The sequence below is a fragment of the Dyella mobilis genome, assembly GCF_016904945.1.
Lineage (GTDB): Bacteria > Pseudomonadota > Gammaproteobacteria > Xanthomonadales > Rhodanobacteraceae > Dyella_B > Dyella_B mobilis.
The window spans coordinates 396,757-416,460 of sequence record NZ_JADIKF010000040.1 but is presented as its reverse complement, the minus strand read 5'-3'; the positions used below and the strand labels follow the sequence as shown (position 1 = coordinate 416,460).

Genomic DNA, 19,704 nt, shown 5'->3' with positions numbered 1-19,704 from the left:
TCTCGTTATTGCGGGTGTACCGCTTTCAGCGGCGCTTGACCCGCTTGCGCGTGGCCTTCTTGGCGGACTTCCTCGCCGGCGCTGCCTTCGCCTTTTCGGCGCCTTCGATCAGCAGGCTTTCAGCGGTGACACCGCGCTTCTTGATGGCTGCGGCAAACCACAGCGGGCGCTTGCCACGGCCCGTCCACGTTTGGCTGGGGTCTTCCGGATTACGGTATTTGGGAGCAACGGTACCGCGCTTGCCGGTTTTGCTGCCGCGGACCGGATACACATCGGCAAGGGTAAGCCCGGCATTGCTGAGCAGCGCGTCGATCTTCTTCCTGACTTCCTGGACCTGACCGGCCCTCGCTTCCTGCATCTGCGATTCGGCGTTCGCGATGAGCGACTTGAGTTCTTTGGGAGAAAGGGATTTTAGATCGATCGGCATGAAGAATCCTGATATCGGTGTGCTTGGATGTGTAGGTTATAAAGATTTGCCGGGTGATTGCAATGAACGTGGTCTCATTTAATGAACGCGACATTTAGTTTTGTCGGTAAATATTTTCGCATCCGGCATTTCGATAATGTCTTAAATCAACGGTGCGATTTAGGCGCGATTCGAAAACGCCAGCGCTGACCAGCGAATATCGCAAACCATCGAATGCGTTTACCCAGGTGCATGAATCCAGTGCACGATTTTTCGATAAATCGCCGCCGCGCAAGGCCTGATTGGCTTGCGAAGGAGGCCTGATTTTCTTCAGAAAGGCCTTCAATCGGGATTTTGCAAGTGCGAATGCTTATGCATTATCGACACATTCCTCGATGCTACATTCCGGGCGGCACTTGGTGCCGCAACCCAGCAAAGAGGGGGTTTTATGTTCCGCAAATCAAATGAAATGGTTTCGCGCAAAGCGATCGTCGCCGCATTCGTTGCCGGCCTTTTGGCCGTATCCGCCTCGGCGAGCCAGCCGCCTTCGACGGGTTTGGGACAAGCCTGGCCGAATGCACAAGATGTCAGCGCGAGCCCGCACTATCACGTCTACGTGTTCGTTCGCGATGGCATTCGTTACGTGCAGGTCAACGATTTGAATGGAACGGTACGTGGAGCCGTGGCCGTCGCCAATCACGTGGTGTTGGTATTGCCCGTGGGCATCGATGCCGGGCACGTCACGACGTCTTCGTCCGCAAGCCCAAAGGCCGCGAGTGCACAGACCGTTTATGACGATGGTGCCACGCAAATTGTTGCATCGCCCGCCAGCGACGGCTCGCTGAATTTGCAGGTGGCTGAAACGAGTCCGTGCACGAACTTCGATTGCACGGGTCAGGTTGTCACCAACAGCGATAGTCCCTGCACCAATTTTGATTGTACGGGTCAGGTTGTCACCAACAGCGACAGTCCCTGCACCAATTTTGACTGCACGGGTCAGGTTGTCACCAACAGCAATAGTCCCTGCACCAATTTTGATTGCACGGGTCAGGTCATTTCAAAGAACGGCCGTTGATCGGAGGCGTTGCTCAGCTTAGATAGAGCTCCAGTGCGGGGGAAGCGTTTTGCGACTCCCGCACTTCACGGGTCGAGTTGTGGATCAATGCGGTGATCTGCAGCGCATCCGCGGATCGCTTGACGTGAAGCTCGCCGTCATAAAGGCGGGCGAGATCGCGCATGGCGGCAATGCCCAGCCCGGTCGTTCCCAGCTTGGCGGCCAAGGAAACATTCTCGTGTTTGGGGATTGGGAGTTCTTCGGCAACGTCGCCTTCGGCGATACCCTCGATGCGCAGCACGGCCCAGCGTTGATTGCCCGCGAAGCCGCCGCGCAGCGTGGCGGTAATGCTGGACCAATGCCGCTGCTCGCTCGCGTACACCACCGCTTCGCAGGCCAACCGATAAATGGTCGCGTGGACGCCTGGCGACAGCTGGCTCAGACCGCGGCCTTTCAGGGCGAATCGATAGACTATGCCGGCTTCATCCAGCGGTCGCGCGATCGTTTCGCGCAGGGCGGCAGGCAGGCCGCGCTCGCGCCATGCGGTGGGGTGCATGGATTCCGCCAGCCGGTACATCTGGTGCTGGGTCGTCGCCGTCTGCCGGTAATAGCTCTGGCCCTCGGCCAATGGAAGAATGTGCTTGAAGCGGTTCAACAGCCGGGTTTGCGTCAACTGCATCGTGCCGCTCAAATGCTCCAGCGACTGAGCCGTTTGGCGCATGCGCATTTCACAAAGATACAAACCCTGCTGCGCAAGCTTCATGGCTGCCTTGGCATCCAGACGTTCTTGTTCTTCGACGGCGTTCTGGGTGGAGATGTGCGCTCCCAGCACGAACAGGCAAGTGGAAGAAAATGCGATGAAGGCCTGCGCCCCGGCCACGTCAAGGGCGCCGGGATGAGACTCCAGGCTGAGGAAGTTGCAGACCATCGCAGCAGCTATGCCAAAGGCCGCCGCACGCCAGCCGTGCTTCATGGTGAGCCACGCCGCAGGCAGGAACGTGGCCATGCGGATGACCTGCTGCGCATCGGGCGATGCGCGGTGATTGAGCCAGGCGAGCACGGCAAGCGCAGGGAGCAGTAGCACCACTAATTCCAGCGTCAGCCTGCTCCTGGCCCATTGCGCCAAATGCGCAGATAGCGGCATCGGCCTTTGCAGCTTGATAGTCAACGCCAGCGGCAGGATGGTCAGGATGCCGGCGTAGCGTCCAAGAAATATCTGCACGATTTCCAGTCCGCCGATCTGCGCAGAAGGCAGCGCGGCAGCGGCGTTGGTGGCCATCACGGCGAAGGTGGTGAGGGCCCAGACCGCGGATGCAAGCGCCGCGCACAGCAGCAAGATATTGACGTTGACCCGGCGCTTGCTGGGAACGAGCGAAAGCCTTTCCCGACACCACCAGACCACCGGCATGACGTAAAGAATGGAGGGGATGGAATTGAGCAGGGTCCAGGTTGGACCAAACGAATTCCGATACGGATAGTTGCCATCGATCAGCGGCATGATTTCCGCGCCGACCAGCACCGGCCAATAGCGGTACGGCAGCAGCAACAGGCAGCTCAATCGCAGCCCGCAGGTCAGCGACCAGATGCCGTTCGAATAAGGTCGAAGCAGTTCGTACGCTGCGGTGTACAGGACAAACACCGCCAGTGGCCGCAACCATTTGCTATCTAGGATTGACTTCACCATCGCCGCAGCTCCCGGTCCGAGATGGCCGCACTTCAGCCGTCCATGAGCGGTATGACATCCGGCAAAAGACGTACAGGTAGCGTCAGTAAAGCTTAGACTGTGCCATCCGGGCGGAAGCGGATTTGGCGCGGCAGATCGCCAAACGGCCGAGGCTCCCGGAGGCACTTGATCATACGCGCCGTCGCGGCGCAAAAGGTGAAGCCCGATGGCGGCCACGGCCCGGTAGCGGGCGGCGAGAGCTAAGCCCTTGCTTCACGTGAGATAATCGTCGTTCCCGCAATGCCCCCAGTCGCCATGACCCTCCCTAAAGACGCATTCCGCCGGTTCCAGGAAGAACTCTCGGCCCTCGACAAACAGATCGAACAGCGGACGGAGAAGAAGCCGTCCAAGAAAGAGGCCGCCTTGTCTGCCATGGAGCGGGCCAAGGAAGAGTTCCTGGCGCTCCGCCAGCGTCACAATCTGACCGTGGCGGACGTGGTTGCCTTCTTTCCGGAAGAAGAGGGGATCGCCTACCTGCAGAGCCTGATCGCGCAGACGGAAGCCAAGCCGCGCCGGGGGCGCAAGCCCAAGGCCCTCAGCGAAGGCTAGCCGTCAAGGTATGACGACAACCCTGCCGCGCGTTCCGCGGGCAACGGCAGCATAAGCCTCCCGGCCCTGCGCAAGCGCGTAGCGGTGGGCGATGACCGGCGGCTCGAGCTTGCCGTGGTCGAAGCCTTCGGCGATGGCCAGCATCAATGGCGCGGACTGGACAACCCCCAGCTTGGCGCTGTCCGCCCCCAGTAACTGGGTTTCGTTGTGGTAGAAATCGATCAGATCGAACTCCACGCGGCGACGGCCGGTGGCGCTGATCTCCACCACGCGGCCGCGTCTTTTCACCAGCCCCAATGCGGTGTCGAAAGCGACGCCGCCGACGCAGTCGTAAACCACGTCCACGCCCTGGGCAAGGCCTTCCACGCCACGTACGCCCGCGACGCTGTTCTCATCGAAAGGCACGTAGTCATCGATGCGCTTGCCGGCAGGCGAGTCGGAGTCCAGTGGAGACCGGTCGACGGCAATGATGCGGCAACCCAGCGATCGGGCGATCTGGGTGACTGCGCCGCCGACGCCACCCCCGGCACCGATGACCGCGATGGTTTCGCCTTGACGCAGCTGCGCGTAAGTGATCGCGCCCAGCCAGGCCACCGCGAAATTCACGCCGACCGCAGACGCCTGCTCATGCGTCAGTGACGCGGGTTTGTGCACCAGCGCGGCAACCGGCACTCGGATGTATTGCGCGTGCGTGCCGTCGAGCGTGAAGCCGATGTCGCCGCCGGTGCCCCATACCTCCGCCCCCAGCCAGGCAGCCGGCCCGCGTTCCACCACACCGCTGAAATCCCGTCCGGGTATGCGTGGCAGCGTCGTGTGCGAGAAATGGCCGGCCACGTTCTTCACGTCGCTGGGGTTGATCGATGCGGCGTGGATTCTCACCAACGCCATGCCTTCGCCGATCTCGGGCGTGGCTACGTCGAGGTATTCCAATACGTCGGGATCGCCGTGGCGGCTGAACTGAAGCGCTTTCATGAGGGGTCTCGCAAAGAGTGGCCGGAGCCGATAGCCCAGTCTAAAAGAGCGCGCGTATGGCTGCGAACGGTGCCTCCGTAAGACCCCCCTAAGCTAATCTCTGCACAATGATCCGTTGGGGCGCCAGGTTCCAACCTCGCCGGGCGAAGGTAATTCGAGTCATGCACATCATCCTGGTCGAAGACGACCTGCAACTGGGAACGGCCATCAAGCATGCGCTGGAGCAGCTTTCCTACGCGGTGACCTGGCTGCGCGACGGGCGCGAAGCCTTGCTCGCCTTGCGCGACCAGACCGCGGATCTGGTGCTGCTGGATCTGGGGCTGCCTGGCAAGGACGGCCTGGAAGTGCTGGCCGAGGCGCGCCGCGCCCACGTCAATACCCCAGTGATCGTGATGACCGCGCGCGATGCGTTGGAAGCGCGCGTACGCGGACTGGATGCGGGGGCCGACGACTACCTGGTAAAGCCGTTTCACGTCGATGAACTCGGCGCACGCATCCGCTCGCTGACGCGGCGCGCGCAAGGACTCGCCGCCAACCGCATCGACGTCGGGGTGATCAGCCTGGACATCGGCACTTCCGAAGCGGAATACCGTGGCAAGCGGGTGGAACTGACCCGCCGCGAATTTTCGTTGCTGCGCATCCTGATGGAACGTGCAGGCCGGATCGTGCGCCGCGAGCATCTGGAAAATTCGTTGTATGGCCTGGACAACTCGGTCGGCAGCAGTGCGCTGGAAGTGCAGATCCACGCCTTGCGCCGCAAGCTCAGCTTCGACGCCATCCGCACCATCCGCGGCGTGGGCTACATGATCCCCAGGGACCCGACGTGAGTCCGCTGAGCCTGCGCGGCCGCCTGCGCTGGATGATCATTGCGGTGCTGGTTGCGGTGCTGTTGCCGCTGGGCTTGTACAGCTATCGAAGCACCCTGAAGGAAACTCGCGAACTGCTGGACGGCCGTCTTGCCCAGTCCGCGCGCACACTGGACGTGCTGATCCAGAACGGCGACGTGGACGCGCTGCACAAACCGGGGCAAGGGCCATTGATCGTGCCGATCATCGGCCGCGCCGCGGAAGAGCAGTTGTTGCATACCCGCACGTATGAGGCGGAAGTGGGTTATCAGGTGATCGACATGCGTGGCCAGATGCATCTGACCACGGCGAATTTCGCTCAATTGCCGCTGCCGCACACGCTGATTTCCGGCTTCGAGAATTATTTTTTCGAAGGCTACGGCTGGCGCGTCTTCACCCTGGTCGATGATGCCCACGGTGTCGTCATCCGCATGGGCGAACGCGATGACAGCCGCCGCGACATCACGCATGCATTGTCCGTGGACCTCGGGCTTACGCAGTTGATCGGTTTGCCGTTGCTCGCCTTGTTGGTCGGGTGGGCGGTAGGGCGCGGGTTGCGTCCGCTGCAACGGTTGACCCAGGCATTGGCATCACGCGCGCCGGGCAGCCGCCAGCCGATACAGCTGGAACACGCACCGCTGGAACTGCTGCCAGTCGTAGATGCCTTGAACTCGCAATTGGAGCGCCTGGAAGACGCACTCGAGCGTGAACGGCGCTTCAGCGCCGACGTGGCGCACGAACTGCGCACTCCGCTGGCATCGACCATGATCCACCTGGATACCGCCACTTCCGGCGAGTTGCCGGCCGGCACGCGGTCTGCGTTGTCCAGCGCACAGCAAGGGTTGGCGCGGCTGGCGCGCCGCATCGAACAGTTATTGGCCCTGGCGCGGTTGGAGGCGGGTGCAGCGTCGGGCCAGCGCGGCGAAGTGGATCTCATCGAGATCGCCATGAACGTGATCGACGAGCTGGCGCCGCTGCTGGGTGAAAGCGGCGTGGATTTCGCGTTTCTCGAACACGACGGCGTGCTGAAGCTGCAAGGCTATGAAGCGGCACTCGCCGCCTTGCTGCGCAACCTGATCGAAAACGCGATGCATCACGTGCCGGCCCGCGGCCAGGTGCAATTGTCGCTGGAGCGTTACGGCGACAATGCGGTCATCGACGTGACCGATAATGGTCCGGGCATTCCGGCTGAGCGTCGCGCCAGTGTTTTTGCTCGCTTTCATCGCGAAGCGAGCAGCAGCGGCGACGGCTATGGCCTGGGTTTGTCCATCGTGCAACGTGCAGCGCAACTGCATGGCGCACGCATCGAATTGCTGGATGCGCCATCGGGGCGCGGCTTGCGCGTGCGCGTGGTGATTCCCTTGTCAGGAACGGCTGAAGCGCCTGCGGTGTCGCAAGGAACGGTGTGAACGAGAGCGGATGGCGAGCAACGCCATCCGCCGCACGTCCCGAACTCAGGGCTTGCCGACGGTGAGAATGGCGAAGCTGTCCGGTACCAGCTTTTGGTGCCCGCGTGCATCCTTGCCGCTGCCCGGCTGCGCTGCCGACAGATAGATGAGGTGCTTCTGCGGGTCCAGCGCATGCGTGCGCGCGCTGACCTGGGTCGGCACGGTGGCGACCACGCTGTAATGGTCGGGATCGTCCTGATGGACGACGGTCAGCGTGCCGCTTTCGCCGTTGGAGCTATAGACCATGCCTTGCGCCGGATCGAAGGTCACGGCATCCGGGCCATCGCCGATGGCAACCGTTGCCACGCGGTGACCGTCAACCGCATCGAGCACCGTCATCGTGCGGTTGTCGCACACCGAGAACAGGCGCTTGTGCACGACATCCATGGCGAGGCCGCTCGGCGATTCGCAAGGTGCCAGCGACCAGGTGTTGAGCACTTTGTTGGTGCGGCTATCGATCTGGGTCAACTCGGATTTGTCTTCGATGTTGACGTAAAGGTGGCCGCTGCCGTCGGCCACGGCGAATTCCGGCTTGCCGGGCAGGGCAATGGTCCCGATCACCGCATTCTTGGCCGGATCGATCACGCTTGCGGTGCCGCTTTTGCCGTTGAGGGTAAAGACGTGATGCGATGCCGGGTCGTACACGATGGCATCGGGTTTCTGGCCCGTTCCGGCGATCGTCGCCACGGTCTTGAGGGTGTCCAGGTCGAACACCGTGACGCTATTGGCCTTGCCGTTGCTGGTGAAGCCACGGTGCAGATCCTGTGCAATGGCGATGCCATGCACGCCGCTGGTGCCGGGAATGGTGCCTACCTGCTTATCGGCATCCACGTCGACCGCCAGCACGCGATCGCCGCGGCTGACAAAAAGATGCCGGCGCTGGGCGTCGAAACTGAGGTAGTCCCAACCGCCGGGGCCACCCAGGTGCAGCTGATGGATGACCTTCAAACCGGCGGGTACGGGGGCATCGGCGGCCATGGACGATGTAGCGGCCATGGCCGTCAATGAAGCAAGCAGAGCGACGAACAAGGGGCGATGCATGGGGCAAGCTCGTTCTATGAGGTAGACCAAGCTTGCCCCGACTTACTTATCGCTTCCTTAGAACCGGCTGCGCGCAGGTCGCAGCCCAGCTCGTGGATCAGCGCCATGGCTTCCCCCGACGGCCGTACCGGCGTTGCTGCCGTTGGCGTTTTACAGGGTAAACGTAACGCTTGCCCTGACGGTGCGGGGCGTGCCTTGGTTGAGGATGAAGCCGAAACTGGTCAGCCAGTATTTTTCGTTGGTGAGGTTGTCGATGCCCAGTCGATAGGTGACGGGGTGGCCGGCGTAGGCCGTGGTATAGCGTGCCCCAAGATTGAAGCTGCGGTAACCACCGATGAAATTGCTGTTGTCGGCTTCAATGGCTTCCTTGCCTACGTAGCGGCCGCCTGCCGTGAGGAACAGTCCTGGCACCTGCGGCACGCGGTATTCCACATACACGTTGCCCTGCAGTCGCGGTGCGCCGTAGGCGCGCTTGCCATTTACGTCGGGAGCGGCCTGGACGTTGGTGGCGTCCAGGTACATGACCCCGCCCATCAGCGTCCAATTTCCGCCCAGGCTGGCTTGCGTAGAAAAATCGAGACCTTGGTAGCGCGTCTGGCCATTCTGTACGTAGACGTTGTCGCTATTGAGATACTGCAGGCCGCGTTGAACCCGGAACAGTGCAAGATTCGCGCTCCACGTATCGAAATTCGTTTTGGCACCCAATTCGAATTGCTTGCTCGTGGTGGGAGAAAAGGTCTGATAGGCATTGGCCGCCGTTTCCGGCGCGCTGGCGGCTTGTTCGAGCGACTGCACGTAGCTGGCGTACAGGGTGACGGGGGCAATCGGCTTGTACATCACGGCTGCGGTGGGTGTGATGGGGTTTTTCTCGTAGCGTGCCGTGGGTTGGGCGCTGCTGGCCGAATAGGCGGTATCGATGTACTGCATGGAGCGCAGGCCGAGCAGAGCGGACCACTGCGGAGAAAAAATCACCGTATCGCTGGCGAACAGCGCGCGTTGAGAAGTGGTTTCGGCCAGATATGTCGCACGGCTGATCGGTGTGCCGGGATTGGCAAACAGCGAAGGGGCGAAGATATTGCCGTAGCCCAGTATCTGTTGCCCTGCATCGGAATTGAAATATTGCGGGTAGTGTTCGTCCAGTGCCTGCCACGAAGCACCGAATACCAGATCGTGCCGGATCGAACCGGTCGCGACCGTGCCGGTGAACGTGCCCTGCCACTGTTGATAGTTGTAGCGCGAGTAGCCCAGGTAGTTGAGATCGGTGTAGCTGCCCTGGTTGTCGGTGATGATCAGCGCGCTGTCGCGATTTTCGCGGGTTTGCCTGGCGTAGCTGTAATCGAGTCGGAAGCTCCAGTCGGACGAGATATCCCACTTCACGCCGGTGTTGGCGACGCGGTAGGTGGTCTGGTACCCGGTATAGGGCTGGCTGACCCGTTGATCGCCTGGAAGCGGCGCTGGCACGCGTACCGGTTCGGCGACAGGAAAGCCGAAATCCTGGCCCAGGATGATGCCGTAATAGGCGCCCTGCACATCGCGATCCTGATAGATGCTATTGAAATGCCAGTGCAGGTTCGGCGCGATGTCCTTGGTCAGCGCCAACGAGGCTGCATTGCGGCGTATGTGTCCGCCGTGCACAAAGGTGTCGCCATCTTCGTGCACCAGATTGATGCGATATCCCCAACCGCCCTGGCCGCCAAGCGTTCCGCCGAAGTCCGCCGCTTCCCGCAATACGCCGTCGGAGAGATAGCCCAGCGTGAAGCTTGCATAAGGCTTGGGTGTGGGCTGCTTGGAAACGAAGTTGAGAATGCCGCCAGGTTGCCCGAATCCATACATGAAGCCACCGGGTCCTTTCAACAATTCGACCTGGCTGAAAGGTTCCAGCGGCAAGTCGCTGCCCCAGTTCGGTATCGACAAGCCATCCATCTTGTAACCGTTGAGCAAATCAACGGGGAGCCCGCGCACGGCAAAACCGGAAGATTCGCCCGCATAGCCGCTTGCCAGCGGCGTAACGCCGGCATCCGTGGCAAAGGCTTCGTTGATGTCGATCGCTTGTCGGTTCTGGATCAGATCCGAGGTTACCGCGTCGATGCTGAAAGGCGTGTCCAGCACGCTGCGCGTTCCTAGCGCACCCGTATCGGCCTCGCTGACGCGATAGATATCCAGCGGCTGCGAGGCTGTCACGCTCACCTGCTCGAGTACCTTGGCCTGCTGCGGATCGCTATCGTCCGCGTGTGCCGTCCCGGTGGCCAAGGCATACAGAACGAGTGCCGCAAGGCGGCGAGGCATTGAAATGGAAGACGCGCAACGGCGATAGGCCACGGACACGTGGAGCTCCTTGAGGTGATTGTCCGGCTGGCGACGGCTTGCCGATGAGAAATGAAAAACGCGAGTTACGGTGTCGCGGAAAGCGCCCACACGCTGCGCGGATCGCCATCGCGTGCGCGTCGGGCGACGGCGCGCGTCAACGCGGCAAAGACCAGCCCAAGAACCAGGCCGGTCAGATCGACACCGAGCACCGCCATGCTTTGGGGGAGGCGGGTGTGGATCAGTGCAGAAGCATTCGCTGCAAGGTCGGCACAGGCAACCGCGATCGTCAGCCCGCTGATGGTTGCAAGCAATTCCATGGCCGCGCGGGCGACAGGGCGCACGCATGCATGCGCGCATGCGATGAAAAACAATCCATAGCACGCGATGCGTTGAGGTATTGCAGCATCGAAGCCGAGATGCGAAGCCGCCAGCGTGGCGGCGAATGCGCCGGAAATGCCCAGGCAGGTTCCCATGCAGACGCCGATCGTCGCACGCGCCATGAAGCGCGTGCGTCTTGGCTGATCCAGGTGCCGGCGTTTACGCCGCGATTCGATCCACAGCAAATTGCCGGAATAGAAAAGGAAGGCGCCGGCCAGGCCGAGTGCAAAATACAGCCAGCGCACCAGGCTTCCACCGAACGTGCCGAAATGCAGGCCGTAGATCGCCGAATAGGTGATACCGTTGATGTCGTGCAGGCTGCCAACGTGAGTTGCCAGCACTTTGCCGTCCGCAGCCGAAAGGGCCACGGTGCCATAGGTGCCCAAGGTGTGCTGCGAAAGGCCGCGTACTTCAGCCACCGCATTGCGCTCGCCATAGTGCACGAAGTGCAGATAATCGGGTTCGAAACTGCTTACGCCACCTGCCAGTGCAGCCTGTTTGGCGCGGGCGATCAGGTCGTCCGGAGGCAGCATCGTGGCGGCGATCTTGCTGGGGGCCAGCTCGGGCGCCGTGGCCACCGCTTGCACGAAAGAACCATTGAGCTTGCCGTCGAATGCAATGGTATCGAGCGCGGCAAGCATCAGCGTAAACAGGCACAGGATGGAGCCGGTTACCGCAAAAATCGCGTGGAATGGCAGGCTGATCACGCCGATGGCGTTGTGTGCGTCTTGCCACAGGCGTTTCAGATTGTGGCCTGCACGCATTGCGAACAGATCGCTCGCGAGATGGGGCAGGTGGATCAGCAATCCCGAAATGAGCGCCAGTCCGTACAGCACGCTCACCATGCCCATCAGATAAAGGCCGACCACAGGAATGCCCAGCGAATCGTGCAAGGCATAAACGAAGTCGGCCAGATCGCCGCGACGGGCTTCGTTGCCAGGCGCGTCCATTCCGCTGAACGTTGCGAAGCGCGCCCCGCGATCGTCCTGCCAATAAGCATAGGCAGCATGCGAGGCATCGGTGGGAAGCACGATGCCGAAGTCTTCCCTGGCTTGCGGATGTGTTGCGATCAGCCGTTCGAGCAACGCATTGACGGGAACCTTCGCATCTGGCGCGCTGCGCCACGGCGGATTTTGCCAAGCGGCGATGGCGTCGTGGAAGACGGTCAGCGCGCCGGCATAGAACGCCACGAACAGCGCAAAGCCGGCGAGCAATCCGGTCCAGGTATGTACCGTCTGGAACGTGCGCAGGGTGGCGGTTTTCATCATGTGTCTTCCTTAGACCGCGTGCCCAGCCAACCACAGCGCCGCGAAGCCTGCTGCGTTGGCGCCGCCGAACGTAAGCCACACGCGCATGGCGCTGCGAAAGGCGAAGGCGCCGATCATCAGCGACATCCACAGCGGGAAAAACAGGATCAATGCGGGGATCAGCCAGTCGGCACCGTTGCCCGGCAAGGCGAGCAGCAGCAAGCGCAGCGTCACCGCAGAAAGCGGAAGCCCGAGCAGGACGCCAGCCAGGCAGCGACCGATCATGGCCGTGCGATCCGCTTGGAAACAGGTTGCCTGCCACGCCACCAAGCCAGATAGGGCAGGGTCACCCACGCGAGCATCAGCGTGGTCATGGAACCGGCCAGGCCGGCGGCGGACCCGGAGGCCTGCCACCAAAGCGAGGTGCTCGCGCAGATGGCCACCCATCCTGCCGTACCCGAGCCTTTGGTCAACGGTTTGGCCAGCAACCGTTGATGTCCGGAAGCGAGGTAAATCAGCACTGCGCCCAGAAAGCCCAGCAAGAATGCGCAGAAGATCGCCACGTTGCCTGTATTCCCATTCGTCATCCGCCAACGCACCGCGCGAGGCAATGCTCCAGTCCACGTGGCGATAGATATTAATGAGAATTATTCTCAATAATATCTGGGCAACTGTCAACCGCATGCCGATGGACCGTTGGCGACAACCGGCGCAGGCTTGCGGCTAGGGCGAATCCGGCATGGCGGACGTTGATGGAATCGAAGGGCGTGTCAGAGCGTATGACCAACCCCGAACAACGCTGGCGCCCGATCAGCCTGTTGCCGGCATTCCGTTTTGCAGTAGGCCGGGCCGCCAAGACTGCGGCGGAGCAGGCCGGGAACATGCGCCTGGCCATCGCCCAGCCGGATGCCGTCGACCGTTTTGAATTGGCCCGCATGCAGCTCGTTTATCAGGACACTGCCTTGAACGTCGCAATGTGCCGGGAACAATTGCAACGCTGGCGCGAAGAGGACGTCGCCTCCGATCAGCAGGTCGCGCTCGACCTGTTGGACGAGATCGTCCAACAGTGGGCCGACGATACGCAGACGGTGCTCGACGCGATCAAGACGCTCATGCACCCGTCGCGGGGTTAGAGCTTGATCTCCACCACCTGCTGCTCGGGCTGGTAAAGGCCGGGGTAAAGCTGCTTCAAATGAGCCACTTTCGGCGCATCGTTGATCACGATATACGCGTCATCCGGATGATGGAGCGCATAGTCCTGGTGGTAGGACTCGGCGGGATAGAACGCCTTGAGCGGTTGCACGAGCGTCACGATGTTCGAATCGAACACTTTGGCGGCGCTCAGTTGTGCGATATACGCCTGCGCGATCTTCTGCTGGTCCGGCGTGGCATAAAAAATTTCGGAACGGTATTGGGTGCCTGCATCCGGGCCCTGCCGGTTGAGCTGGGTGGGGTCGTGCGCGACCGCAAAATACACTTTCAGCAGTTCGCCGTAACTGATCACGGCCGGATCGAATTGAATCTTCACCGACTCGGCGTGACCGGTATCACCTTCGCTGACGTCGTCGTAGTGCGCCGTATTGGCATCGCCGCCACTGTAGCCGGCCCAGACACGGCGAACCCCGCGTACGTGCTCGAACACCGATTGCATGCCCCAGAAGCAGCCGCCGGCCAAGACGGCGGTCTCGGTGCCGTGCTCGGAGGTTTTGGGGGAATCGACGCTCGGCTCGGGAAGGTTGGCGTTACCCGCCGTGGCGGTACAGGCGGCCAGACTGGCGAAAGCGAATACGGAAATCAGGCGGGGCGCTTTCATGGGGAGCTCCGTGGATGGCTGATGCTTTCGTATTCGCTGTTCTCGAGGATGCGGTTACCTACGGCTGGTCCCGCACCGCGTCAACTTTCGCTCACGACCCGGATCTCCACCTCGTCGACCTGCACGGTCTGTCCAGCGTGGATCTTGCACGTCTTGCGCAACTCCTGCTGCCCATCCACGTAGACCGCACCGCTGGCGACGATCAGTTTTCCCTGGCCGCCGCTGTCGCACAGCCCGACCAGTTTCAACAGTTGATTGAGTTCGACGTAATCGCCGTCCAGTTCGAAATCGATGTGTTCCATATCAGTGCTGTGATGGTGATGGGAAAGCGATGGGATGTTCGGGCAGACTGAGAAACGCGAAGAAGGGGCGGTTCTGGCCGATGGCGAAATGGGCCGATTCGTGCAGGATGCCCAGCAAGGTATCGAAGTCCTTGGCGGCGGCTTCGCGCAGGTCGTTGGCATGATCGAGCAGCAAGGCGTGGCCGATGCCGTGCAGCCAGCCCAGGTCGCGCAAACTGTCCACCAGCGCATCCCAATTCTGGCCGAATCCGGCCGGCAACTTGAGGGCGATGGCCAGGCGGCGCAGCAGCTCGCTTTTGTCGCGGCAGCCGGCCAGGTCTGCCCGGCACACATAGAGCCGGCCTTCCTCGGCGGCATCGGTAAGCGCCGGGAAGTCGGCCGCGTCCACGAAATAAACGCCGCCGTCGCCTGCCTGTGTCAGATCGAGCGCACCTTCCTCGTTCATTGGTATACCTGGACCTGGAACGGCTGGAAGCTGCGGTAGTGATCGCCGGTGTAATAGAACACCGTGGGCGGCGTGCCGCCGGTAATGATGCGTCGCGTACCGCGCGTGCGGGCATCGGGTGTTTCGACGGTGTACTCGTGATAGTAGCCGCGCGGCTCTTGCGGCAGCAGGCCTTCGTAGTTGCCGAACACGACGCCGTCCTGACTGTAGGGGAACGGTCCGTTGTGCAGGATGAGGCCCAGCGTCGTGCACGCTTCGGGTGGCATGAATGAAGGCAGGTTCGTATTGGCAGCCGGACAGTTCGGGGCGGCCAGCGAAACATTGCCATGGGAGATCATCCCCGGCGGTTGTACCGGGTGATGATTCCAGTAAACGAGGGTGCCGATGACCGCCACCAGCAAGGCCAAGGGAATGAAACGTGATAACGACATCGCGGACTCCGTGCTTGCGATCGGTCGCAGTGTAGTGCCTTCCGTCCCTCGAATTGATATCCGAACACCTCGGGCGATCAGCGAAACGTGCAACTGCAGCCAACGTCTTTCGTGCTGCGTTGCGGCGGAAGACGTGTATGACTTCGGATAGGTGGTCGAAAGTCACGAGCAAGCTAGACTGCCGTTTTGCCCAACCGGAACCGACATGCCACTTTCTTACTCGCCCTTGCGCCTGGCCACGTGCAGCGCACTGCTGGTCTTTGCGTCGGCCATGCCGGCCTGGTCCATGCCGGCTACCCCGGAAGGGGCGGCCGTCACCTCGACGCAAGCCGATCTGCCTCCGATGCTGCAGAATTTCGGTACTTACGTGGACGGCGTGCGCAAGACCTTCAACGTGCCGGGCATCGCCGTGGCGATCGTAAAGGACGGCAAGGTGGTGTTCGAGCAGGGTTATGGCCTGCGCGAAACCGGCAAGCCCGACAAGGTGGATGCGCACACTTTGTTCGCCATCGCCTCCAATACCAAGGCGTTCACCGCGGCGGCTCTGCAGATGCTGGCCGAACAGGGCAAGCTGGACATGAACGGGCGGGTGACCGACTACCTGCCGTGGTTCCAGATGTCCGATCCCTATGTAACGCACGAAATGCGCGTGCGCGATTTGCTTGCGCATCGCAGCGGGCTCAGCCTGGGCGCGGGTGACCTGCTGTATTGGCCGCCGTCCAGCTACACCACCAAGGAAGTGGTCGAGCGCTTGAGCAAGGTACCGCTGGCCAACGGTTTCCGCAGTCACTATGCCTACGACAACATTTTGTTCGCGGTGGCGACGCTGATCATCGAGAAGGTCTCCGGCCAGTCTTACGCCGACTATTTGCGCCAGCACATCTTCAAACCGGTCGGCATGGACGAGTCGCTGGTCGACATGACTTACCTCAAGCCCGGCATGGATGTGGCGATGGGCCACGCCTTGTACAACTTCAAGGATCTCAAGCCGGTTCCTCCGATGGCCTGGCTCAACGACCCGGGCGCCGGCGGCATTTACGCCAGCGTGGACGACCTGGCGAAGTGGATGAATGTACAACTGGCCGGCGGCGAGCTGCCGGGCAAGAGCGAGGACGGCAAGCCGCTACGGTTGTTCTCGCAGGACAGCCAGAACCAGATGTGGACGATGCTGACGCCGATCCCGGTGAACAAACCGCCGATCCCCGAGTTGCAGCCGCTGATGCCGAATTTTTCCGGCTACGGCGAAGGCTGGTTCCTCAGCGATTACCACGGACAGAAACTGGTCTGGCATACCGGTGGCTGGCCGGGCATGGTTTCGCGGCTGACCTTGGTGCCTGGGCAGAAGCTCGGCGTGGTGGTGTTGACCAACCAGGAGTCCGGCGCCGCTTTCAATGCCGTCACCTATCGCGTGCTGGATGCGTATCTCAATGCCGGCAACGAGACCGATTGGGCGGCGGTTTTCGACAAGGCGGTGCAACACGCGCACGCTGATGCCGACGACAGTTGGAAGAAGCACGAAGCGGCACGCAATGCGAACAGCAAGCCCTCGCTGCCGCTGGCGGGATACGCCGGCACGTATCGCGATCCGTGGTACGGCGACATCGTCATCAACGACGAGGGCGGCAAGCTGCGTCTGCGCTTCAGCAAGACCAGGCAGCTCGTCGGCACGATGGAACCTTGGCAGCACGATACATTCATCGTGCGCTGGGACGACCGCGCGTTGAACGCCGATGCCTTCGTCAACTTTGCGCTCGACGTGGACGGACACGTGCGCGAGGTGCGCATGCAGCCGATTTCACCTTTGACCGATTTCAGTTTCGATTTCCAGGATCTGCGGCTGGTGCCGTTGAAAGATGCCCAAGCCAAGACTGACTGATTCGCGTTCGATGTGAGATTCGGTGCACGTAGCCAACAGTAAGGGGACACTCATGCGTCATCGCCCGTTTGTATTGACCGCACTGCTCGCAGCCGGTGTGCTGGCAGGCATTGGTGCCTGGGCCCGGCAGGACGTGCAGAGCGTCCCCACCCACCGTTTCTTCCACGTGCGGCTTGGCGCCGATGAAACGCAGCCGGTATCGGGCCGGCTGCTGCTGTTTGCCAAGGATGCGGCGACCGCCAAGGCCGATTCAAAAGATGGCACCGTCAGCGAGGTCGATGCCAATCCGTTCCACGCGTCGCAGACGGCCATCGCCGCGGAAGACATCGATCGCCTGGTGCCGGGGCAAACCATCGATATCGATGCCGATCGCGTGGCGTTCCCCGATGCCTGGTCGAAGTTGCCCTCCGGTGACTACGTCGTGCAGGCAGTGCTGGACGTGCATCACGACTACAACTACCTGGGCCGTGCGGGTGGCGACATCGAGAGCGGGGTGGCAACCGTCCATCTGCCGACCGCCGATATTCCCACCCTGACGCTGGACAAGACCGCGCCCAGCGAAGATCCGTGGAGCATGCCCGATTCCGCGCCGGAGGCCTTGCGCAAAGCGACGGTCGAGGCACGTGCGCATTCGCAGTTGGTCGATTTCGTCAGTCCGTCGTTGACGGCTTTCTGGGGGCGCCCCATTCATCTGCTGGGCCGCGTGCTGTTGCCGCCCGGTTATGACGCCGCTTCCAGCCAGCGTTATCCGACCGTGTATTACACACATGGTTTCGGCGGCAATAACGATCGATTCGCTGGTGTCATGGCTTATGTCGAAGCGGGCATGGCAAGCGGAAAGATGCCGCCGATGATCTGGGTGTTCCTCGACGAATCCAGCGCCACCGGGACGCACGAGTTCGCCGATTCGGTCAACAACGGGCCCTGGGGCCAGGCGCTGACGACCGAGCTCATCCCTTATCTGGAATCGCATTACAAGATGGATGGCGATGCGAAGGGACGCTTCCTCAATGGCCATTCGTCGGGTGGCTGGGCCACTCTTTGGCTGCAGACGAGATATCCGAAGATTTTCGGCGGCACGTGGTCGACATCGCCCGATCCAAGCGATTTCCACGACTTCACCGGGCCCGATCTCTACGCACCGCATGCGAACGTGTACCACAAGCCGGACGGTACGCCGTGGCCGCTGGTACGCGATCACGGCAAGGTTCTCGGCACCTTCGAGCAGTTTGCGAAAATGGAGCGCGTGCTCGGGCCGTACGGCGGTCAGATGGCTTCGTTCGAATGGGTGTTCTCGCCGCGTGGCAAGGATGGGCGGCCCGAACCGATGTTCAATCGCGATACGGGCGAAGTCGATCCCACGGTGGTCGCCTATTGGCGCGATCACTACGACATCGCCTACCGCCTGCAAAACAACTGGCCGGCATTGAAGCCTGATCTGGACGGCAAGATCCATCTGTTTGTCGGCACGGCCGACACCTTTTACCTGGACGGTGCGGCCCATCGGCTGCAAGCCGTGCTGGACGAGTTGAAGGCGCACTCCGAATTCCGTTTTATTCCCGGGCGCACCCACTTCGATTTGTATAAAGAGGGTGATGACCGCCACGGGTTGCTCAAGGACATCAGCTGGGCCATGTACGCGGTGGCCCGTCCGGACTCCAAGTTGAAGCCAAGCCTGAACTAGTCCTCAAAATCCTGTAGGGATTTTCCTTACCAGCGTGTCGGCATGATGGTTTTTCAGGCATAGTTACCGCCGCAGACGCTGTAGGTGACAGGCGTTTGGGAGTGCCGTCCCAGGTGGCGGCGGCACAGCGGGAACCCCGTTCATCAAGGACGGCGAGCTTCCTGTATCGGGGCACTCAAGCTGGAGGGAATCACGATGAAATCATTTGGGTTGATCGCAGTATTGGCGGCCGCGTTCATGGCTGCCCCTGGCGTGTATGCGCAGTCCGCCGCGCCGGCTGCCGGTAGCAGTAGCATGACGGTAACCTGCAAGGACGGTACGACGCAGACGGTCACCACCACCAAGGGTGCGTGCCACGGTCACAAGGGCATCAACAAGTCGGCGACGAGCGGTTCCTCCAGCTCGGGCAGCAGCGCAGCCAGCAGTTCGGCCGCCGCCGCCGCGCCTGCGGCAGCCGCTCCGGCAGCTGCCAGCAAGTCCACTTCCATGAGCAAGTCCGCTCCTGCCGCTACCCCGGCAGCCGGCGGTGGCCCGGGTCAGGTGTGGGTCAATACCTCGTCCAAGACCAAGGCTTATCACTGCCAGGGCAGCAAGTGGTATGGCACCACCAAGCAGGGCAAGTACATGAGCACGGCCGATGCGCAAGCAGCCGGCTACCACGCCGCCAAGGGTGAGAAGTGTTCGTAATACCCCGTTTCAAATAGGTAGATTCCGACAACGGGCCGGCCCATGCCGGCCCGTTTTTTTATTCAAGGCACCTGCCAGGGATCGTAGCTGCCGAACCACCACAGGTGGCCCTCCGGGTCGCGGCAACCGTAGCCTGCGCCGCCGTACTCCTTCTCCGCGTATTCGTCGAAGATGACGGCGCCAGCCGCCTTGGCGCGCTCATAGTGCGCCCTGCAATCGGCGACGGTAACGGCGGCGCACTGGGTCTCGCGCCCCTGAACTTCATCCGGCTGTGCCAAATACTGGCCGAAGCCATCGGGACTTGCGTCGCTGAGCATCACCATGCCCGCGCCAAGCGTCAGCTGGGCGTGCACCACGCGGCCCTGGTCGTCTTCGTAGACCGCGTGCTTTTCAAAGCCGAACGCTTTGCACAGCCAATCGATGGCTGCATGAGCGTTGCGGTAGCGCATGCAGGGGATGATGGTGCTGCCGCGTACGTGTGTGGTCATGAAAGGGC

The 19,704-nt window shown here is 61.7% G+C and carries 21 protein-coding genes; 8 read left to right on the top strand and 13 right to left on the bottom strand.

Annotated features, from left to right (window positions below; translation table 11 throughout):
• Positions 1-25: 25 nt before the first annotated feature.
• Positions 26-427: an H-NS histone family protein gene (locus ISS99_RS18035; RefSeq protein WP_204633000.1), complete on the bottom strand. Its 402-nt coding sequence runs from the start codon at positions 425-427 to the stop codon at positions 26-28.
• A gap of 427 nt (positions 428-854) precedes the next feature.
• On the opposite strand from ISS99_RS18035, the gene ISS99_RS18030 reads away from it, so the two are divergent.
• Positions 855-1,481 carry a hypothetical protein gene (locus tag ISS99_RS18030; protein ID WP_204632999.1) on the top strand — a complete coding sequence of 209 codons (627 nt, stop codon included), beginning with the start codon at positions 855-857 and terminating at the stop codon, positions 1,479-1,481.
• A 13-nt stretch (positions 1,482-1,494) separates the two neighbouring features.
• Here ISS99_RS18030 and ISS99_RS18025 read toward each other — a convergent pair whose 3' ends face one another.
• Entirely contained in the window at positions 1,495-3,144 is a 1,650-nt protein-coding gene (locus tag ISS99_RS18025; protein WP_204632998.1) for an MASE1 domain-containing protein, read from the bottom strand.
• A 294-nt stretch (positions 3,145-3,438) separates the two neighbouring features.
• Between ISS99_RS18025 and ISS99_RS18020 the strand changes: the two genes are divergently transcribed.
• A complete protein-coding gene (locus ISS99_RS18020) occupies positions 3,439-3,732 on the top strand; it encodes a 2-hydroxyacyl-CoA dehydratase (RefSeq protein WP_204632997.1) in 294 nt (97 codons plus the stop codon).
• Positions 3,733-3,735: 3 nt separating this feature from the next.
• Here the strand turns inward: ISS99_RS18020 and ISS99_RS18015 are convergent, their stop codons facing one another.
• Positions 3,736-4,704 carry a quinone oxidoreductase family protein gene (locus tag ISS99_RS18015; protein WP_204632996.1) on the bottom strand — a complete coding sequence of 323 codons (969 nt, stop codon included), beginning with the start codon at positions 4,702-4,704 and terminating at the stop codon, positions 3,736-3,738.
• A gap of 161 nt (positions 4,705-4,865) precedes the next feature.
• Here ISS99_RS18015 and ISS99_RS18010 point away from each other — a divergent pair, with 161 nt between their 5' ends.
• Together ISS99_RS18010 and ISS99_RS18005 are read left to right on the top strand one after the other, a co-directional pair.
• Positions 4,866-5,531, top strand: coding sequence for a response regulator (locus ISS99_RS18010; RefSeq protein WP_204632995.1), 666 nt, complete (start codon positions 4,866-4,868; stop codon positions 5,529-5,531).
• The gene (locus tag ISS99_RS18005; RefSeq protein ID WP_284343698.1) at positions 5,528-6,958 is read left to right on the top strand and encodes a sensor histidine kinase; all 1,431 of its coding nucleotides are present in this window, start codon (positions 5,528-5,530) and stop codon (positions 6,956-6,958) included. The genes ISS99_RS18010 and ISS99_RS18005 overlap by 4 nt, the downstream gene beginning before the upstream one ends.
• Positions 6,959-7,003: 45 nt before the next feature.
• On the opposite strand, the gene ISS99_RS18000 is transcribed toward ISS99_RS18005, so the two are convergent.
• From ISS99_RS18000 to ISS99_RS17980, 5 genes are all read right to left on the bottom strand, one after another.
• The gene (locus ISS99_RS18000; protein ID WP_204632994.1) at positions 7,004-8,038 is read right to left on the bottom strand and encodes a YncE family protein; all 1,035 of its coding nucleotides are present in this window, start codon (positions 8,036-8,038) and stop codon (positions 7,004-7,006) included.
• A gap of 150 nt (positions 8,039-8,188) precedes the next feature.
• Positions 8,189-10,363: a TonB-dependent siderophore receptor gene (locus ISS99_RS17995; RefSeq protein WP_204632993.1), complete on the bottom strand. Its 2,175-nt coding sequence runs from the start codon at positions 10,361-10,363 to the stop codon at positions 8,189-8,191.
• Between the two features lie 65 nt (positions 10,364-10,428).
• Complete coding sequence (locus tag ISS99_RS17990) at positions 10,429-11,991, bottom strand: PepSY-associated TM helix domain-containing protein (RefSeq protein WP_204632992.1); 1,563 nt, start codon at positions 11,989-11,991, stop codon at positions 10,429-10,431.
• Positions 11,992-12,000: 9 nt separating this feature from the next.
• Complete coding sequence (locus ISS99_RS17985; protein WP_204632991.1) at positions 12,001-12,255, bottom strand: hypothetical protein; 255 nt, start codon at positions 12,253-12,255, stop codon at positions 12,001-12,003.
• Positions 12,252-12,557, bottom strand: coding sequence for a hypothetical protein (locus ISS99_RS17980; protein WP_204632990.1), 306 nt, complete (start codon positions 12,555-12,557; stop codon positions 12,252-12,254). Before ISS99_RS17980 ends, ISS99_RS17985 begins: the two co-directional genes overlap by 4 nt.
• A 165-nt stretch (positions 12,558-12,722) precedes the next feature.
• On the opposite strand from ISS99_RS17980, the gene ISS99_RS17975 reads away from it, so the two are divergent.
• Entirely contained in the window at positions 12,723-13,103 is a 381-nt protein-coding gene (locus ISS99_RS17975) for a hypothetical protein (RefSeq protein ID WP_204632989.1), read from the top strand.
• Here the strand turns inward: ISS99_RS17975 and msrA are convergent.
• The 4 genes from msrA to ISS99_RS17955 form a co-directional block, all read right to left on the bottom strand.
• Entirely contained in the window at positions 13,100-13,783 is a 684-nt protein-coding gene (gene msrA / locus ISS99_RS17970; RefSeq protein WP_204632988.1) for a peptide-methionine (S)-S-oxide reductase MsrA, read from the bottom strand. The genes ISS99_RS17975 and msrA overlap by 4 nt on opposite strands.
• An 80-nt stretch (positions 13,784-13,863) precedes the next feature.
• The gene (locus ISS99_RS17965) at positions 13,864-14,085 is read right to left on the bottom strand and encodes an RNA-binding S4 domain-containing protein (RefSeq protein WP_204632987.1); all 222 of its coding nucleotides are present in this window, start codon (positions 14,083-14,085) and stop codon (positions 13,864-13,866) included.
• Between the two features lies 1 nt (position 14,086).
• On the bottom strand, positions 14,087-14,530 hold the full coding sequence (locus ISS99_RS17960; RefSeq protein WP_204632986.1) for a barstar family protein: 444 nt from the start codon (positions 14,528-14,530) through the stop codon (positions 14,087-14,089).
• Positions 14,527-14,961, bottom strand: a complete 435-nt coding sequence (locus ISS99_RS17955) for a guanyl-specific ribonuclease (RefSeq protein ID WP_204632985.1) — start codon at positions 14,959-14,961, stop codon at positions 14,527-14,529. The genes ISS99_RS17960 and ISS99_RS17955 overlap by 4 nt, the downstream gene beginning before the upstream one ends.
• 205 nt (positions 14,962-15,166) lie before the next feature.
• Between ISS99_RS17955 and ISS99_RS17950 the strand changes: the two genes are divergently transcribed.
• The 3 genes from ISS99_RS17950 (at position 15,167) to ISS99_RS17940 (ending at position 19,208) form a co-directional block, all read left to right on the top strand.
• Positions 15,167-16,837, top strand: a complete 1,671-nt coding sequence (locus ISS99_RS17950; protein WP_204632984.1) for a serine hydrolase — start codon at positions 15,167-15,169, stop codon at positions 16,835-16,837.
• 52 nt (positions 16,838-16,889) lie between these two features.
• Positions 16,890-18,521 carry an alpha/beta hydrolase gene (locus ISS99_RS17945; RefSeq protein WP_204632983.1) on the top strand — a complete coding sequence of 544 codons (1,632 nt, stop codon included), beginning with the start codon at positions 16,890-16,892 and terminating at the stop codon, positions 18,519-18,521.
• Between the two features lie 195 nt (positions 18,522-18,716).
• On the top strand, positions 18,717-19,208 hold the full coding sequence (locus ISS99_RS17940) for a hypothetical protein (protein ID WP_204632982.1): 492 nt from the start codon (positions 18,717-18,719) through the stop codon (positions 19,206-19,208).
• 62 nt (positions 19,209-19,270) lie between these two features.
• Here the strand turns inward: ISS99_RS17940 and ISS99_RS17935 are convergent, their stop codons facing one another.
• Positions 19,271-19,696, bottom strand: a complete 426-nt coding sequence (locus tag ISS99_RS17935; protein ID WP_204632981.1) for a VOC family protein — start codon at positions 19,694-19,696, stop codon at positions 19,271-19,273.
• Positions 19,697-19,704: the final 8 nt, after the last annotated feature.

What these genes read in the sequence shown, in the direction of transcription:
- ISS99_RS18035 (WP_204633000.1), bottom strand. Translation starts at nt 427, where the DNA reads ATGCCGATCGATCTAAAATCCCTTTCTCCCAAAGAACTCAAGTCGCTC.
- ISS99_RS18030 (WP_204632999.1), top strand. Translation starts at nt 855, where the DNA reads ATGTTCCGCAAATCAAATGAAATGGTTTCGCGCAAAGCGATCGTCGCC.
- ISS99_RS18025 (WP_204632998.1), bottom strand. Translation starts at nt 3,144, where the DNA reads ATGGTGAAGTCAATCCTAGATAGCAAATGGTTGCGGCCACTGGCGGTG.
- ISS99_RS18020 (WP_204632997.1), top strand. Translation starts at nt 3,439, where the DNA reads ATGACCCTCCCTAAAGACGCATTCCGCCGGTTCCAGGAAGAACTCTCG.
- ISS99_RS18015 (WP_204632996.1), bottom strand. Translation starts at nt 4,704, where the DNA reads ATGAAAGCGCTTCAGTTCAGCCGCCACGGCGATCCCGACGTATTGGAA.
- ISS99_RS18010 (WP_204632995.1), top strand. Translation starts at nt 4,866, where the DNA reads ATGCACATCATCCTGGTCGAAGACGACCTGCAACTGGGAACGGCCATC.
- ISS99_RS18000 (WP_204632994.1), bottom strand. Translation starts at nt 8,038, where the DNA reads ATGCATCGCCCCTTGTTCGTCGCTCTGCTTGCTTCATTGACGGCCATG.
- ISS99_RS17990 (WP_204632992.1), bottom strand. Translation starts at nt 11,991, where the DNA reads ATGATGAAAACCGCCACCCTGCGCACGTTCCAGACGGTACATACCTGG.
- ISS99_RS17985 (WP_204632991.1), bottom strand. Translation starts at nt 12,255, where the DNA reads ATGATCGGTCGCTGCCTGGCTGGCGTCCTGCTCGGGCTTCCGCTTTCT.
- ISS99_RS17980 (WP_204632990.1), bottom strand. Translation starts at nt 12,557, where the DNA reads ATGACGAATGGGAATACAGGCAACGTGGCGATCTTCTGCGCATTCTTG.
- ISS99_RS17975 (WP_204632989.1), top strand. Translation starts at nt 12,723, where the DNA reads ATGGAATCGAAGGGCGTGTCAGAGCGTATGACCAACCCCGAACAACGC.
- msrA (WP_204632988.1), bottom strand. Translation starts at nt 13,783, where the DNA reads ATGAAAGCGCCCCGCCTGATTTCCGTATTCGCTTTCGCCAGTCTGGCC.
- ISS99_RS17965 (WP_204632987.1), bottom strand. Translation starts at nt 14,085, where the DNA reads ATGGAACACATCGATTTCGAACTGGACGGCGATTACGTCGAACTCAAT.
- ISS99_RS17960 (WP_204632986.1), bottom strand. Translation starts at nt 14,530, where the DNA reads ATGAACGAGGAAGGTGCGCTCGATCTGACACAGGCAGGCGACGGCGGC.
- ISS99_RS17955 (WP_204632985.1), bottom strand. Translation starts at nt 14,961, where the DNA reads ATGTCGTTATCACGTTTCATTCCCTTGGCCTTGCTGGTGGCGGTCATC.
- ISS99_RS17950 (WP_204632984.1), top strand. Translation starts at nt 15,167, where the DNA reads ATGCCACTTTCTTACTCGCCCTTGCGCCTGGCCACGTGCAGCGCACTG.
- ISS99_RS17945 (WP_204632983.1), top strand. Translation starts at nt 16,890, where the DNA reads ATGCGTCATCGCCCGTTTGTATTGACCGCACTGCTCGCAGCCGGTGTG.
- ISS99_RS17940 (WP_204632982.1), top strand. Translation starts at nt 18,717, where the DNA reads ATGAAATCATTTGGGTTGATCGCAGTATTGGCGGCCGCGTTCATGGCT.
- ISS99_RS17935 (WP_204632981.1), bottom strand. Translation starts at nt 19,696, where the DNA reads ATGACCACACACGTACGCGGCAGCACCATCATCCCCTGCATGCGCTAC.